This is a genomic window from Nocardiopsis sp. SBT366 (assembly GCF_001083815.1).
Lineage (GTDB): Bacteria > Actinomycetota > Actinomycetes > Streptosporangiales > Streptosporangiaceae > Nocardiopsis > Nocardiopsis prasina.
Window position 1 is genome coordinate 25717 of sequence record NZ_LAVM01000012.1, and the last position, 16100, is coordinate 41816.

11 protein-coding genes are annotated in these 16100 nt (G+C 71.1%); all 11 read left to right on the top strand.

Annotated features, from left to right (window positions below):
- Nucleotides 1-92: 92 nt before the first annotated feature.
- The 11 genes from ADX84_RS05475 (at nucleotide 93) to ADX84_RS05525 (ending at nucleotide 16062) form a co-directional block, all read left to right on the top strand.
- Entirely contained in the window at nucleotides 93-470 is a 378-nt protein-coding gene (locus ADX84_RS05475; protein WP_049568497.1) for a hypothetical protein, read from the top strand.
- On the top strand, nucleotides 467-2320 hold the full coding sequence (locus ADX84_RS05480; RefSeq protein WP_082206305.1) for a glycosyltransferase family A protein: 1854 nt from the start codon (nucleotides 467-469) through the stop codon (nucleotides 2318-2320). The genes ADX84_RS05475 and ADX84_RS05480 overlap by 4 nt, the downstream gene beginning before the upstream one ends.
- Entirely contained in the window at nucleotides 2317-4158 is a 1842-nt protein-coding gene (locus tag ADX84_RS05485; protein WP_053107251.1) for a hypothetical protein, read from the top strand. Before ADX84_RS05480 ends, ADX84_RS05485 begins: the two co-directional genes overlap by 4 nt.
- On the top strand, nucleotides 4155-5771 hold the full coding sequence (locus ADX84_RS27020) for a glycosyltransferase family A protein (RefSeq protein WP_049568499.1): 1617 nt from the start codon (nucleotides 4155-4157) through the stop codon (nucleotides 5769-5771). The genes ADX84_RS05485 and ADX84_RS27020 overlap by 4 nt, the downstream gene beginning before the upstream one ends.
- 16 nt (nucleotides 5772-5787) lie before the next feature.
- Nucleotides 5788-7404: a glycosyltransferase family 2 protein gene (locus ADX84_RS05495; RefSeq protein ID WP_049568501.1), complete on the top strand. Its 1617-nt coding sequence runs from the start codon at nucleotides 5788-5790 to the stop codon at nucleotides 7402-7404.
- A gap of 639 nt (nucleotides 7405-8043) precedes the next feature.
- The gene (locus ADX84_RS05500) at nucleotides 8044-9108 is read left to right on the top strand and encodes a 3-isopropylmalate dehydrogenase (protein ID WP_049568503.1); all 1065 of its coding nucleotides are present in this window, start codon (nucleotides 8044-8046) and stop codon (nucleotides 9106-9108) included.
- 204 nt (nucleotides 9109-9312) lie between these two features.
- Nucleotides 9313-10437, top strand: a complete 1125-nt coding sequence (locus ADX84_RS05505; RefSeq protein ID WP_049568505.1) for a branched-chain amino acid aminotransferase — start codon at nucleotides 9313-9315, stop codon at nucleotides 10435-10437.
- Between the two features lie 339 nt (nucleotides 10438-10776).
- Nucleotides 10777-12387 (top strand): citramalate synthase, encoded by a 1611-nt coding sequence (gene cimA, locus ADX84_RS05510; RefSeq protein WP_049568507.1) that lies wholly within the window; start codon nucleotides 10777-10779, stop codon nucleotides 12385-12387.
- A gap of 392 nt (nucleotides 12388-12779) precedes the next feature.
- Entirely contained in the window at nucleotides 12780-13727 is a 948-nt protein-coding gene (locus tag ADX84_RS05515) for a carbohydrate ABC transporter permease (protein ID WP_049568509.1), read from the top strand.
- A complete protein-coding gene (locus tag ADX84_RS05520; RefSeq protein ID WP_199776479.1) occupies nucleotides 13724-14626 on the top strand; it encodes a carbohydrate ABC transporter permease in 903 nt (300 codons plus the stop codon). Before ADX84_RS05515 ends, ADX84_RS05520 begins: the two co-directional genes overlap by 4 nt.
- Before the next feature lie 32 nt (nucleotides 14627-14658).
- A complete protein-coding gene (locus ADX84_RS05525) occupies nucleotides 14659-16062 on the top strand; it encodes an ABC transporter substrate-binding protein (protein WP_049568512.1) in 1404 nt (467 codons plus the stop codon).
- Nucleotides 16063-16100 lie beyond the last annotated feature (38 nt).

Below are 16100 nucleotides of genomic sequence, written 5' to 3' on the forward strand. Positions count from 1 at the left end.
GTGGTCATTCCTCGTCGGTCGGTTCTCGGGAAATCCGGTGTTCCGCGCGAATGGGGTTCGAATTGCGTTTTCTGCGGCGGCGTCTCGTTCTCATGTCCGTTCTTTCGGTGCTCGCGGTCTCCGCGGCACTCGGATCGCTGTTCTTCATGGGGTTGGTCGACCTCTGGTCGGCCGTGCAGATCACGGTCCTGGCCGGGCTCACCGGCCTGATCGCGCTGCTCGTGGTCCAGACACGGCGGACCGCCGCCCAGATCCGCCAGCTCCGTCGGGGCCTCGACCGGCAGGTGCGCGAGGTGGCCGAGATCGCGGGCGAGAACAGGGCCGAGATGTTCGGCCGTGCCGACGACCTGACCGACCGCCTGGACTCGGTGGCCGAGTCCGTGTCCGAGCTGCGCACGGAGATGAGCGGTCGGCTGTCCGAGGTACAGGTGATCAAGACCGCCCCCGTGCACAGCCGGGCGGTGTCGTGAGGGAAGGGGCCCTGACCGAGGCCCTCCGGGGGCGCGGGGCGGGGCGCCTGCTGCTGTGCCACATCGGTGAGGGAACCGACCCGGGCCCCGTCCGGCCCGGGGACGGGTTGGAGGTCGTCGACCTCCGGAAGGCGGACGGGCGCGAGTTCGACGGACCGGTCGAACGCGTCGTGGTCCTCGCGGCCACCACGGCGGACCTGCGTGCGGCGGTCCCGCTGAGCGCGGGACTGCCCTCGGCCGCCGACCTTCGGGTGGTGGTCGCCGCCTCGGCCCGGCACACCGGCCCGCCCATGCCCACCCCACCGGGCCTGGGGCAGTGGGAGGGCCTGCTCCACTTCCAGGTGGGCCGCCTGCAGGGCCGGGGGTGGTCGTGCTCGTTCGCGTTCACCGATCCGGTCGACTCGGGGGCGGTCCTGCGGGCGGTCGCGCAGGCGATGGTGGGTGGTCGGCGCGGCCAGGCCGCGCCGCGGAGGGAGGACCCGGACGTGGTTCCGGCCACGGGCCCCACCTGGGCCGTACTGGGACGTCCCGGCGCGCTGTCGGCCCGCCCGACGATCCGGGAGCTGTCGGTGGACGACGTTCCGGTGGTGGACGAGCGGGTGGTGAACCCGATGGGTTTCACCCGGGGCTCCACCTCCCGTGTGGGCCGGTTGGTCTCGCGTGGCGGGCGTTGGGTGCTGGTCGCCGGAAACGGTGTGCGTTGGCGGGTGCCGGAGGACGGCTCCGTCTCGGACGTGGACGTGGCGGGTCTGCGTGACCTGCGCGCGGTGCGTGTCGAGTGGGGTCGGCACAGCGGTCCGTTGGCGGCGGTCCGCGCGGTGGCGGGCCTGGCAGTCGCGGGGATTCCGCTGGTGAGCGGCCCGGTGCCCGGATGGGCGCGGTGCCTGGGCGCGGAACTCTCGGACCTGCTCACCTCCGTGGAGGAACGGTTGATGGTGGACCCGCAGGCGCGGGAGGAGCACAGTGTCCGGTTGCGGCGGGCGGCGTTGCGGGTGCACGGGGCGCACGGTCGGGCCCGTCTTCTCGCCGAGTCGCGGGGTCTGCCGATGCCGTTGGAGCCCTCGGTGTCGGTGGTGCTGTGCACGCGGCGACCGGAGATGGTGGGGTTCGCGCTGCGGCAGGTGGCCCGTCAACGGGGCGTGGAGGTGGAGGTCGTGCTCGCGCTGCACGGGTTCTCGGCGGACGTTCCGGGTGTGGCGGAGGCGGTCGCGGATTACCGGAGGGGCGGCCGTTCGCTCGTGGTCTGGGAGCCGCCGGAGGACCTCGTCTTCGGTTCGGTGCTGAACGGGGCGATCGCGAGGGCCAGCGGAACCCTGGTGGCGAAGATGGACGACGACGACTGGTACGGGCCGCAGCACCTGTCCGACCTGTTGGAGGCCCGCCGCTACTCCGGGGCCGACCTCGTCGGGAGCATCGTCTCCTTCGCGTACCTGGAATCCCTCGACCGCACGGTGCGCCTGGCGGGCAAGACCGACGCCCTGTGGCACAGGGCCGCCGGGGGCACCCTGATGACGGACCGCAGAACGCTGGAGGAGGCGGGCGGGTTCGCCCGGGTGTCGACCGCTGAGGACACGCACCTGCTGGTGGCGATCGAGCGGATGGGCGGCCGTGTCCACCGGGGGCACGGCTGCAACTACGTACTGCGGCGCAAGGCGGACGGCCACACCTGGGGCGTCGGCGCGGGCTACTTCCTGCGGCTGAGCAGCGAACGGCAGCTTCCGGGGTGGCGGCCCAGCGCCCTGCTGGAACCGGATCCGGAGGACCTGCCGACCACCGTCCTGGCCGGGACCTGGACGGATCTCGCCGAGTCGGAGGAGGAGCGGATCCGCTTCGCGGGGACGACCCGGTGATCGAGGCACTGTTGACCCGCGCGCGACGGGCGCACGGGGCGCGGACGGTCCTGATCGCCCACACGGGCCCGGGCGCGGCCGCGACCGCGGCGACGCTGGCCGGGGAGACCGGGGGCCGCCTCGTCGACCTGGGCCGGGGCGGAGGTGCCAGGGGCGGACGGACGAGGCCCCCGGTCGACCTGCTCGTACTCGTCGCCGTGACCGCCGCCGACCTGCGCGCCGCCGTCCCGCGGGCCGAGCGGCTGCCCGCCGCGACCGGGTTCGGTATCGCGGTCCGGGGCACGGCGCCGCGCCAGTCCCCGCCGATGCCCGCCCCGCCGGGGCTGGGGGAGTGGTCCGGTCTGCTGTACTCGCGGACACGACGACTGCCGGACCGGGGCTGGATGTGGGAGTTCTCCTTCGTCGACCCGGTCGAGGCGGCACTGGTGCTGGAGGCCGTCGCCCGGGGACTGGCGGGCAATCGGCGCGGGCCCGGCTGGGCCACGCCGACCAGTGCGGGGAACCGGTCGGCGACCGACCCGTCCTGGCTGCGCCTGGGCGGACGGGGGGCGGTGTCCCGGGCGGCCGGGGCCACCCGTCTCTCGGTGGACGACGTTCCGGCGGTGGACGAGCGGGTCGTGAACCCGACGGGTTTCACCCGGACCTCCACTCCGCGTGTGGGCCGGTTGGTCTCGCGCGGCGGGCGTTGGGTGCTGGTCGCCGGGAACGGTGTGCGTTGGCGGGTGCCGGAGGACGGCGCGGTGTCGGACGTGGACGTGGCGGGTCTGCGCGACCTGCGTGGGGTGCGGGTGGGGTGGGGTCGGCACAGCGGTCCGTTGGCGGCGGTGCGCGCGGTGGCCGGCCTGGCTGCCGCGGGGATCCCGCTCGTGGGTTCCCGCCCGCCGCTCTGGGCGCGTCCCCTGGGGGAGGAGCTGCACGCCCTGCTCGCGCACTCGCCCGAGGAGGAACTGGCCGACGAGCTCTTCCGCGAGGAGCACAGCGTCCGGTTGCGGCGGGCGGCGCTGCGGGTGCACGGGGCGCACGGTCGGGCCCGCCTCCTCGCCGAGTCGGGCGGTCCTCCGGTTCCGGCGGAGCCCTCGGTGTCGGTCGTGCTCTGCACGCGGCGACCGGAGATGGTGGGGTTCGCGCTGCGGCAGGTGGCCCGCCAGCGGGGCGTGGAGGTGCAGGTCGTGCTCGCGCTGCACGGGTTCGAGGTCGACGCTCCGGGGGTCGCGGCCGCGATCGCGGAGTACCGGAGGGGCGGCCGGTCCCTGCTGGTCTGGGAACCACCGGGCGACCTGGTCTTCGGTTCGGTGCTGAACGGGGCGGTGGCCCGGACCAGCGGAACCCTGGTGGCGAAGATGGACGACGACGACTGGTACGGGCCGGAGCACCTGTCGGACCTCGTGCTGGCGCGCCGCTACTCGGGCGCCGAACTGGTGGGATGCGCGGCCGAGTACCACCACCTGGAGCACCTCGGCCTGACCGTGCGGCGCCTGGTCCCGTCCGAGGCCTTCGCCGAACACGTCACCGGCGCCTCGATCCTCACCGACCGCACCACCCTGGAGGAGGTGGGCGGCTTCCGACCCCTGCCGGTCGACGAGGACGCCGGGCTCCTCGACGACGTGCGGGACGCGGGCGGTTCCACCTACCGGACCCACGGCCTGGGATGCGTCATCCGGCGCAGGGGAACCGGCCACACCTGGAGCGAGACCTCCGGCTACTTCCTGCGCGAACCCCTGCGCCAGTGGCGCGGCTGGCGTCCCAGCGCACTGCTGGAGTCCAGCCCGGAGGACGCCCCGGCACCGACGACCGAGACGACCACACCCGACTCTCCGACAACTGGGAGCGACCGATGACGCTTGTCCAGGGCGGTCCGGCGGAGGCGCCGTCGACGCCCCGTCCGTTCATCCGCCGCAACGACTACTCGGTGCTGGAACCGCCACCGCTGGGGGAGTGGGAGCCGGACCTGTCGGTGTGCGTGGTCGTCCCGACCTACGGCGGGCAGGAGAAGCTCGACCTGACCCTGGCGTCGATGGCCGCGCAGAGCTATCCGTCCGCTCTGACGGAGGTCGTGGTGGTGGACGACGGCAGTGATCCGGCGTTGCGGCTGCCGCCGATCCGCCCCGAGCACACCCGGATCGTGCCCAACGAGCCCGGCGGGTGGGCGCGCGGGCACGCGCTGAACACCGGCGCGGCCGCCACTGACGCGGACGTGCTGCTGTTCTTCGACGCGGACATGATCGCCTTCCGCGAGCACCTCGAGGCGCAGATGCGCTGGCACCACCTGGCCGACTACGTCGCGGTCACCGGTCATCTGCGCTGTGTCGAACACACACCCGGGACCCTGTTCCCGGCGGCCGTCCTCGACGCGGTCCGCCGGGGCGAACCCGAGGCGCTGGTGGCCGGTCCGGGTGAGGAACTGGTCTGGCTGCGGCGTGCCTACAAGCGCACGGACCTCCTGCGCGAGGTCGGCCACCAGGGCTTCCACTACTTCATCGGCGGGACCGGATCGGTGCGCCGAGCCTTCTTCGAGGAGTCGGGCGGGGCCGCGTCCGCGCTCGTCCTGGGAGAGGACACCCACCTCGGATACCGGTTCGCGCAGAACGGGGCGGTCTTCGTGCCCGAACTGGAGGCTGGTAGCTGGCACCTGGGACTCCCGCAGATGGAGGCCCGCCGGGAGGAGGGGGGCCGGTTCCGCCGCCCCTTCGTCGGATCCCGGCTCCCGCTCGCCGAAGAGCGACGGGCCCTGAGGGGACGCCAGTGGGAGGTGCCGCTGGTCGACGCGGTGGTCGAGACCGAAGGGGCGGGGTTCGACGAGGTGGCCCAGACGGTGGACGCGCTGCTGGCCGGTGACGTGGCCGACGTCCGGGTCACGTTGGTGGGGCGGTGGTCCCGAGTGACGCCGGGGCGGCACCGGGTCCTGGACGATCCGGACCTGGACGTGCGACTGCTCCACGAGCACTACCGGTGCGAACCGAGGGTGCGTCTGGCCGAGTCGGAGCCGGTGGTCGACCCCGACGTCCCCTTCGTGCTGCGGGCCGTCCCAGGGCAGCCCATGGCCCCGCACGCCCTGAACCACATGATCGGGCTGGCCGACGAGACCCACTCGGGGCTGGTGCGCGCCACGGGGCCCGGTGACGACCTGGGCGGCCCCCGGCTGGAACGCGTGGCGGCCCTGGCCCGCGCACGGCGGCTGCGGGTGGCGGAGGAGGACCTGGACGACCTGGTGGACCGGGTGGCCGGAGTGCACTGGATCGACGGCGACGCGGTGTTGTCCACGCAGGAGGAACCGTCGGAGGCACCCCCCGTGAAGGCGGTGGCGGAGCCCCCGGGGGACTGGCGGGAACGGTTGGAGCAGGCCCAGGCGCGGGCGGAGTCGGAGCGGGTCCGAGCCGAGCGGTTGGAGAGCCGGTTCCGCTGGTTGACCAGGAGCCGAACCGGTCGGCTCCTGTACCGGATCATCGGTTGAGGACGTGGGACGGGACATGGTGAACGAGGGCGTGCGCGGCGCGGGGACCGGTTCCGGAACCGCGCGAGGAGGGACCCGGGAGGGAAGGCCCCGGGTGGTCCGCAACGACTACTCGGTGCTGGAACCGCCGCCCCTGAGGGAGTGGGAGCCGGACCTGTCGGTGTGCGTGGTCGTCCCGGCGTACGGCGGGCAGGAGAAGCTCGACCTGGCGCTGGCCGCACTGAGCGCGCAGAGCTATCCGTCCGCCCTGACGGAGGTCGTGGTGGTGGACGACGGCAGCGAGCCCGCGCTGCGGCTGCCGACCGTGCGTCCCGAGCACACCCGGCTGGTCGTCGCGCCCGAGCACGGGTGGGGCCCCGGGCACGCGGTCGGCGTGGGGGTGGAGGCCACACGGGCGTCGGTCGTGATGCGGCTGGACGCGGACGTGGTGGTCGGCCGCGAGCACGTCGAGGCGCAGATGCGCTGGCACCACCTGGCCGACTACCTCGTCGTCATGGGCGGGGTCGAGTTCGGTGACCCCGACCCCGGGCTGACCCCCGCCGAGGTGTACGAACTCGTGCGCTCGGGGAGGCACGCGGACCTCACGGGCGCGGGCACGGACAGCATGGAGTGGATCACCGAGGTCCTGGAACGCACCGACGGGCTGCGTGACGCGGGGCACCGGGCCTGGCAGATCTTCACCGGGGCCACCGCCTCCCTGCCTCGCACGCTGTACTCGACCGCCGGAGGGTCGGCGGCCGACCTGGTGATGGGCGAGGACAGCGAACTCGGCTACCGGCTCTCCCAGCGGGGCGCGGTTTTCGTCCCCGAGCCCCTGGCCACCGGTCTGCACCTGGGGAGGCCGACGACGGAGGAGCGCGGGGCGGAGGCGGCGCGCTTCCGGCGGCCGTTCATGGAGAACCGGGTACCCCGGCTGAACTCGCGTCGTGTGGCACCCAAGCGGTCCTGGCAGGTGCCGTTCGTCGACGTGGAGATCGACACCGTGGGTCGCGCGTTCGAGGACGTCACCGCGACGGTGGACGCCCTGTTGGCCGGTGACGCGGTCGACGTCCGGGTCACGTTGGTGGGCCAGTGGTCCCGGGTGACACCGGGACGGCACGCCACGGTGGACGACCCGGCGCTGGACGTGCGCCTCGTCCACGAGCACTACCGGTGCGAACCGAGGGTGCGCCTGGCCGAGTCGGAGCCGGTGGCCGACCCCGACGTCCCCTTCCGGCTCCTGCTGTCGCCGGGCGTGCGTCCGAGGAGGCGGATGGTGCGGGCCCTGACCGCGGCCGCCGACCGGGAGGGCGCCGGGCTCGTCCTCGTGCGGGGCGCCGGTGGACGGACACGGTCCCTGCGCCTCGAGCGCACCGCGGCCTTCGCTCGCGCGCGGCACCTGGGTGTGGACGAGGCGGACCGGGACGCCGCCGTGGCCGAGTTGTGGGGTGTCCACGAGCTGGACCACACCGGGCTCCTGACGGTGGACGAGGAGGCGGGTGGCGGGCCGCCGAAGGACTGGCACCGGAAGATGCGCAAGGCGGAGAAGGCACAGGTCCGCTGGCGGACGGAGGCCGAGCGGTGGGAGCGCCGCGTCCGCGCGCTCACCCAGGGGCGTGGTGCGTGGCTCCTGCTCATGGGGATCCGGAGGTGAACAGGGGCAGCCGCTCGAACGGGCCGATCTCTTTCGTGCCGCTTTGACCATTGGAAACGCCGAAGCGTCTCACAGTGTGAGAATCTCTGGTCATATAGTTGGACATCCGATATTCTGACGTCCTAGGAGTCAGTGGTGTCGGCTCCACCGCCGCACACCACGGTCCAGCGCCATACTCCGCCCGGCGCCACCCTTGTCCGGGCGTCCTGACGCGGTCCTTCCGCGCCGGGTCGTGTCGGCGCCTCCGGCAGACGATCCCGCCGGGGCGAGCTCCTGTCCTTCTGTAGTGGACAACGTCGCCCACACCGCGCCCGTCCGGGGCCGATCCGGCCTCCGCCGCCATCGGGCCCAGGGGCGCACACCGTCGAACGCCAGCGGCCGAGCCGTACGCTCCCGCCGTCACGCAGAGCCTCCGGAGGATCACATGTACGACATGATCGAGTACCCGTCCACGCCCGACTCCGACGACGAGATCCACCGCGCCCTCCAGGACGCGATCAACCGTCGCGACTGAGCGGATCCGAGGTCGGGCGGCTGTACCGGTCACCTGGGCCGGTACAGTTGTCTCACCTACTGTTCCCTTGATCTCGCCAGGTGAGACAGCCGTGGTGGGGTCACGTCCGAGTTAGAGGCAGTCCAATGGCAGCTCGCACCCTGAAACTGGCCGTCATCCCCGGTGACGGGATCGGCTCCGAGGTGGTCGCCGAGGGTCTCAAGGTGCTGGAGGTCGCGGCCTCCCAGTACGACCTGGCCATCGACACCACCGAGTACGAGCTCGGAGCCAGGCTCTGGCACCGCACCGGCGAGACGCTGCCCGACTCGGTCGCCGCCGAGCTGCGCGAGCACGAGGCGATCTTCCTGGGGGCCGTCGGCGACCCGTCCGTCCCCAGCGGCGTCCTGGAGCGCGGCCTGCTGCTGCGCCTGCGCTTCGAGTTCGACCACTACGTCAACCTGCGCCCCGTGCGCCTCTACCCCGGGGTGGACAGCCCCCTGGCCGGTGTGGCCCCCGAGGACATCGACATGCTGGTCGTGCGTGAGGGCACCGAGGGCCCCTACGCGGGCGCCGGGGGTGTGCTGCGCAAGGGCACCCCGCACGAGATCGCCACCCAGGACAGCGTCAACACCCGCTTCGGCGTGGAGCGCCTGGTCCGCTTCGCCTTCGAGAAGGCCGCGGCCCGCCCCCGTCAGAAGCTGACCCTGGTGCACAAGGACAACGTCCTGACCTTCGCGGGCGAGCTGTGGCAGCGCACCGTCAGGGAGGTCGGGGCCGAGTACCCGCAGGTGTCCGTGGACTACTGCCACGTCGACGCCGCCGCGATGTACTTCGTCAACCAGCCCGGCCGCTTCGACGTGGTCGTCACCGACAACCTCTTCGGCGACATCATCACCGACATCGGCGCCGCCATCACCGGCGGCATCGGCCTGGCCGCGAGCGGCAACATCAACCCGGACAACACCTTCCCCAGCATGTTCGAGCCGGTCCACGGCTCCGCCCCGGACATCGCGGGCCAGGGCAAGGCCGACCCCACCGCCACCGTGCTCTCCGCCGCGACGATGCTGGACCACCTGGGCCTGCCCGAGGCCGCGGGCCGGATCGAGGCCGCGGTCTCCGCCGACCTCAAGACCCGCGCCCAGGACGGTGTGGTCCGCACCACCTCCCGCATCGGTGACGACCTCGCCGCGCGAGTAGCCGAGCAGGGCTGACACCACCGACGTCGGCCCTGCCACCTCTGAGGCGCGGCCGACGACGTACGAACCAACCGTGATCGTCAGCGGGCGCGCCGGAGACCCATCCGCGCGCCCGCTGTCCGTGTGACCCGACCTGGCACCGGGTGCGCTCTTCCGACACACTAGATCCCAGGTCGGCGGCGCTGCCGACCGGTTGCATCCGAGAGGACCACCGACGACATGGACAACAACACCACCACCACTGGGTTGACGTTCGACATCCAGCTCTCCGACCAGCGGAAGACCCCGCGGGAACGTGAGGAACTGCTGGAGAACCCCGGGTTCGGCCAGGTGTTCACCGACCACATGGTGAGCATCCGGTACACGGAGGGCAAGGGCTGGCACGACGCCAAGCTGGAGCCCTACGGTCCGCTGAGCCTGGACCCCGCCACGGCGGCACTGCACTACGCGCAGGAGATCTTCGAGGGGCTCAAGGCCTACCGCCACCCGAACGGCTCGCTGGCCTCGTTCCGCCCCGAGGCCAACGCCGCCCGCTTCAACAGAAGCGCCGCGCGCATGGCCATGCCGGAGCTGCCCGAGGAGCTCTTCCTCAAGTCCATCGAGCTGCTGCTTGAACACGACGGCGAGTGGGTCCCCTCCAAGGAGTACTTCAGCCTCTACCTGCGCCCCTTCATGGTCGCCACCGACGTGGGCCTGGGCGTCAACAACCCGTCGCGCAGCTACGTCTACCTGCTCATCGCGTCGCCGGTGGGTTCCTACTTCTCCGGTGGCGTCAAGCCGGTGACGGTGTGGCTGTCCAAGGACTTCACCCGCGCCGCCCCCGGCGGGACGGGCGCGGCGAAGTTCGCGGGCAACTACGCCGCGAGCTTCCTGGCCCAGGCGCAGGCCGTGGAGAAGGGCTGCGACCAGGTCGTGTGGCTCGACGCCCGCGAGCACCGCTGGGTGGAGGAGATGGGCGGCATGAACCTGTGGTTCGTGTTCGGCGAGGGCGAGAACGCCCGCCTGCGCACGCCCCCGCTGACCGGCACCCTGCTGCCCGGTATCACCCGTGAGTCGCTGCTCACCCTCGCCCCCGACCTCGGCATTGCCGCAGAGGAGGAGCCACTGTCCATCGAGGAGTGGAAGGCGGCCGCCGAGTCCGGTGAGATGACCGAGGTGTTCGCCTGTGGCACCGCCGCCGTGGTCACCCCGGTCGGCCACGTCAAGAGCGACGACGGTGAGTTCACCATCGGCGACGGCCAGCCCGGCCCTGTCACCATGCGCCTGCGTGAGGAGCTGGTGGGCCTCCAGACCGGCCTGCGCGAGGACCGGCACGGCTGGATCACCCGCTTCCAGGGGGCCTAGATCCCGGCGGGGGCCGTCACCGGACACCGGTGGCGGCTCCCGACACCTCACACGCGGCTCCGGAGTCACGAAAAGCGTCCGGTGTGTCCGATATGAGGATTATTCGTCTCGCTTGGTGAGACATATTGGCCCCGAGCTGCGACTCCGTCGGGTTCGTGTGGCACACTGGCGACATGCTGTCCCAGGTAGTCATTATTTTGGGGCGCGCTGGCTGACGACTTCCCGCCCAGACGCAGGGAAGAAACCGGACCCTGCCAGCGCGCTGACCTCTCGTGTCCACGAGGGGTCTTTTTTGTTGGCCGGGGCCGCCACACACAGCACCGACCGGGAGTTCCACCCATGAGGAACGACAGTTTCCACGTCTTCGACACCACGCTGCGCGACGGAGCCCAGCGCGAGGGGATCAACCTGCGGGTCTCCGACAAGCTGGCCATCGCGAAGCTGCTGGACGACTTCGGGGTCGCGTTCATCGAGGGCGGCTGGCCCGGCTCCAACCCCAAGGACACCGAGTTCTTCCAGCGGGCTTCACAAGAGCTGACGCTGGAACACGCGCGACTCACCGCGTTCGGCGCGACCCGCCGGGCCGGTGTCAGGGCCGCCGACGACCCACAGGTGGCCGCGCTGCGCGACAGCGGCGCGTCGGTCGTCACCCTTGTCGCCAAGAGTGACGACCGGCACGTCGAACGGGCCCTGCGCACGACCCTCGACGAGAACCTCGCCATGGTCGCCGACACCGTCTCGTACCTGCGCGAACACGGACAGCGCGTGTTCGTGGACTGCGAGCACTTCTTCGACGGCTACCACCACGACCCCGAGTACGCCCTCTCGGTGGTCCGCGCCGCCTCCGACGCCGGAGCCGACGTCGTCGTCCTGTGCGACACCAACGGCGGCATGCTCCCCAGTGACGTCACACGCGTGGTGACGGAGGTGCTGGAGGCCACCGGCGCCCGTCTGGGCATCCACGCCCAGGACGACACCGGCTGCGCGGTCGCCAACACCCTCGCCGCCGTGGACGCGGGTGCCACGCACGTCCAGTGCACCGCCAACGGCTACGGCGAGCGGGTGGGCAACGCCAACCTCTTCTCGGTGGTCGGTGCGCTCGGCCTCAAGCGCGGTATGGACGTCCTGCCCGAGGGCTGCCTGGCCGAGATGACCCGCGTGTCCACCGCCATCGCGGAGATCGTGAACCTGGCGCCCGACACCCACCAGCCCTACGTGGGGGTGTCGGCCTTCGCGCACAAGGCCGGGCTGCACGCCTCGGCGATCAAGGTCGACCCTGACCTCTACCAGCACACCGACCCCGAGCTGGTCGGCAACCGTATGCGCATGCTCGTCTCCGACATGGCCGGGCGCGCCTCCATCGAGCTCAAGGCGCGGGAGCTGGGCCTGGACCTGTCCGGGGACCGCGAACTGTCCGGCCGGGTCGTGGACCGCGTCAAGAGCCTCGAACTGTCCGGGTACAGCTTCGAGGCGGCCGACGCCTCCCTGGAGCTGCTGCTGCGCGAGGAGCTGGGTTCCCCCGTCCGGTACTTCGAGACCGAGTCCTGGCGGGTGCTCACCGAGCGCCGTCCGGCCGCGGGGGTCAGCCCGCTGTCCAACGAGTACGAGAGCCTCAGCGAGGCCACCGTCAAGCTCCGGGTCAAGGGTGAGCGGATCATCGCCACGGCCGAGGGCAACGGGCCGGTCAACGCCCTGGACCGGGCGCTGCGCAGTTCGATGGAGAACGTGTACACGGCCCTCGCCGGGCTGGAGCTGACCGACTACAAGGTCCGCATCCTGGAGGGGACCTCGGGCACCAACGCGATCACCCGCATCCTCGTCACCTTCAGCGACGGGACCGAGGAGTGGACGACCGTCGGCGTGGGTCCGAACGTCGTCGACGCCTCGTGGGTGGCGCTGGAGCAGGCCATCACCTACGGGTTGCTGCACCAGGGCTACCCCCGGAGCTGACGGCCGGGCCACCGCCTGGAGGGGCTTGCGTCACCGGCCGCACTGGGGCACTCCGTGCACCGGTCCGGTGTCGGGCCGGTGACGCGACTGTCACGGTCGAAATCCCGACGTCACACGACCGTCTGACCCGAAAGTCGAGGTCAGGCGGTCGCGTCTTACCTGAAGGTAAGACAGACCTGTCCTTGGGGTCATAGCCAGTGTGTCTTCGACCACTCGATACTGCGGACTTTGAAGATGTCCGAGATGTACGAGTGGTGATAGATGCCCGTCATAACCAATGTGCGCGCTTTCGTTGGCGCGCAGTTCGCCGTCCAGCGAACCGCAGGTCACCTGCGCCCTGAAGACTTCGAACCGTGTCCTCACCCACCATCCGACGGGACGGGGGGAACGGGGTGACCCATGGTTCGGTGACAGAACGCCGCGCCGCGTCGCCACCCTCCCCCAAGCCCTCGAACAAGCGCGCCCGCCCGGGCCGGGACGCGATACTCGCCTGGGGCTTCCTCGGCCCCTCCGTGGTGATCTTCGCGCTCTTCCTGGTCTATCCACTGGGCCGCACCGTCTACCTGTCGATGCACGGCAACGACATCATCGGCCAGCCCAACCGCTTCGTCGGTCTGAGCCACTTCGCCGAGATGGCCTCGCCCGAGTTCGGCCGGATCCTCCTCACCACCCTGGTGTTCACCCTCGGCGTCGTCGTCCCCGGTGTCGTGGGCGCCCTCGTGGTCGTCCTCCTCCTGGAGGGGGTGCTGCGGGCCCAGCGGTTCCTGCGCGGTGCCTTCGCACTCCCCTTCGCCTTCTCCGTGGCCAGCGCCTCGGTGATCTTCGCGGTCTTCTACAGCCCCGGGAACAGCGTCCTCAACGGCGTCCTGTACCGGATGGGCCTCGACCAGGTCCCGTGGCTGACCTCCCAGGAGATGGCCCTGTGGTCGGTCGCCCTCACCACGGTGTGGATGAACCTCGGATACGGAGTCCTCGTGCTCGCGGCCGGGGTCGGCTCCATCCCCAAGGAGGTCAACGAGGCCGCCCGTATCGACGGCGCCACCGGGCCGCGCCTGGCCTGGGACGTCACCATCCCGATGCTCGGCCCGCAGCTCTTCTTCCTGATCGTGATCTCCACGATCAACGCGCTCCAGAGCTTCGGGCAGATCCACATCCTGACCGCGGGCGGACCGGTCGGATCCACGACCACCCTCGTCTACTCCATCTACCAGGACGCCTTCGCCTACGGGACCAGCGACTTCGGCCGGGCCAGCGCCCAGGCGCTCGTGCTCCTCGTGGTGGTCCTGGTGTGCACCGTCGTCCAGTTCGGTGTCATCGAGCGGAAGGTGCACTACTCATGACCGGGCCCTCCGCGACGGCCACCGCCGACCAGCTCTCCCGGAGCGAGCCGGTCCGCGCCCGCGCGCGTCACCGGCACGGGATCGGGCACGTCGTCGGCCGCGTCCTGCTGTACCTCATGCTGGCGGCGCTGCTCATCCCGGTGCTGTTCCCCGTGTACTACGTGTTCGTGGGAACCCTCATGGAGTCGCGGGAGCTGTCCACGTTCCCGCCGCGCCTGCTGCCCACCGGTGTGAACTTCGAGAACATCCAGGGGGCGCTCGCCGCCGTCCCGCTCCTGCGCATGTACACGAACTCACTGGTCATGGCCGGGATCATCACGGTCTGCCAGCTCGTGACGTCGGCCCTGGCCGCGTACGCGTTCGTGTTCCTGCGGTTCCGGGGCAGCGCGGTCGTCTTCGCCCTGTTCCTGTCCACGCTGATGGTCCCGGCCGAGGCCACCTTCATCCCGAACTACCTCACCCTGACCGGGTGGGGCCTGGGCAACACCTACGCCGGTCTGGTCCTGCCCTTCCTGGCCTACGCCTTCGGCACCTTCCTGCTGCGCCAGAGCTTCAGGCAGTTCCCCCGGGAGCTGTACGACGCGGCCCGCATCGACGGCATGGGGCACCTCAGGTTCCTGTGGACGATCCTCATGCCGCTCAGCAAGCCGGCCCTGACCGCCGTCGGCATGTACGTGTTCATCACCAGCTGGAACATGTACTTCTGGCCGCTGATCATCACGCGCAGCACCGAGATGCAGACCCTCCAGATCGGTCTGAACAGCCTCAAGGCGGGCGAGGCGGCCAACCCCGGCCTCGTCCTGGCGGGTGCGGCCCTGTCCGTCATCCCCACCCTCGCCCTCGTGATCTTCGGACAGCGCTTCATCGTCCGGGGCCTCACCGCGGGCGCGGTCAAGTAGGCCCCGAGAACCCAGTGGAGAAGAAGAATCCCATGACACGTATCCCCCGACGTCGCGGCGTGAAGGCCGCGGCCCTGCTCGCCAGTCTCGGCCTGGCCCTCAGCGCGTGTTCCGGAGACGGAGGGGGCGGTGGCGGCAGTGACCTCACCGCGCCCGGGCCGGAGGTCCTGGACGACCTCGACGAGGCGGTCCAGGTCGAGTTCTGGCACAGCATGGACGCCACCAACGGCCAGGTGCTGGACGGGCTCATCGACGAGTTCAACGCCCAGAACGAGGGCCGGGTACAGGTCACCGGCTCCTTCCAGGGCCAGTACGACGAGGCCCTGGCCAGTCACCGTGCGGCGATCCAGCAGGGCGACACCGCCGAGATGATCATGATCTTCGACCTCGGTACGCAGTTCATGATCGACTCAGCGCAGACCGTCCCCGCGCAGTCCTTCCTCGACGAGGACGACTACGACACCTCCTCGATCGAGGACGCGCTCCTGAACTACTTCACCGTCGGCGGGGAGCTGAGGTCGTTCCCCTTCAACAACTCGACCCCGCTGATGTACGTCAACCGGGACGCGTTCGAGGAGGCCGGACTCGACCCGGACTCGCCGCCCACCGACCTCGCCGGCATCCGTGAGGCCGCCGAGGAGCTCACCGTCCGGGACGACGACGGCACCGTGATCCAGTACGGCTTCGGCGCCTCCGTGTACGGGTGGTTCATCGAGCAGTTCATGGCGCGCGCCGCCACCCCGTACTGCGACGCCTCCAACGGCCGTGACGGCCGCGCCAGCGAGGTGCTCTTCGACGACCCGAAGATCGTGGAGCTCGTCGAGTGGTGGGACCAGATGATCGAGGACGAACTGGCGGTCCAGATCGGTCGCAACACCGACGACGGACAGGCCGCGTTCACCTCGGGCCGCGCCGCGATGACGCTGGAGTCCACCGGTTCCCTGGGCGGCTTCATCGAGCAGTCCGACTTCGAGGTCGGCGCCGGTTACTTCCCGCTGATCGGCGCGGACGACCCGGGCGGTTCGGTCATCGGCGGTGCCTCGCTGTGGATCAACGGTGAGGGCCACACCCCCGAGGAGATCCGCGGGTCCTGGGAGTTCGTCCAGTTCCTGCTCACCCCGGAGTCGCAGTCGGTCTGGCACGCGGGAACCGGATACCTGGCGGTCAACACCGAGGGCTACGACGGTCCCGAGGCCTCCGAGCGCGCCGAGGAGTTCCCGCAGTTCTCCGTGGCCGCCAACCAGCTGGCGGACTCGGTGATCAACGAGAACACGGCGGGCTGCATGATGGGCGTGATGTCCGAGGCCCGTGTCGCCGCCGAGGAGGGTTGGGAGACCGCCCTGACCAGTGGGACCCCCGCCGAGGAGGCCATGGCCGACGCCGCCGCGAGCCTGTCCCGCACGATCGAGGAGTACAACGCCTCGGTCGAGGACTGACGTGATCCGGTGAACCGGTGACCGGGGGGCCGCGGTGG

Bases quoted from the DNA above. Each gene is read 5' to 3' on its own strand.
- ADX84_RS05475 (WP_049568497.1), top strand. From the start codon at position 93: ATGTCCGTTCTTTCGGTGCTCGCGGTCTCCGCGGCACTCGGATCGCTG.
- ADX84_RS27020 (WP_049568499.1), top strand. From the start codon at position 4,155: ATGACGCTTGTCCAGGGCGGTCCGGCGGAGGCGCCGTCGACGCCCCGT.
- ADX84_RS05495 (WP_049568501.1), top strand. From the start codon at position 5,788: ATGGTGAACGAGGGCGTGCGCGGCGCGGGGACCGGTTCCGGAACCGCG.
- ADX84_RS05500 (WP_049568503.1), top strand. From the start codon at position 8,044: ATGGCAGCTCGCACCCTGAAACTGGCCGTCATCCCCGGTGACGGGATC.
- ADX84_RS05505 (WP_049568505.1), top strand. From the start codon at position 9,313: ATGGACAACAACACCACCACCACTGGGTTGACGTTCGACATCCAGCTC.
- cimA (WP_049568507.1), top strand. From the start codon at position 10,777: ATGAGGAACGACAGTTTCCACGTCTTCGACACCACGCTGCGCGACGGA.
- ADX84_RS05520 (WP_199776479.1), top strand. From the start codon at position 13,724: ATGACCGGGCCCTCCGCGACGGCCACCGCCGACCAGCTCTCCCGGAGC.
- ADX84_RS05525 (WP_049568512.1), top strand. From the start codon at position 14,659: ATGACACGTATCCCCCGACGTCGCGGCGTGAAGGCCGCGGCCCTGCTC.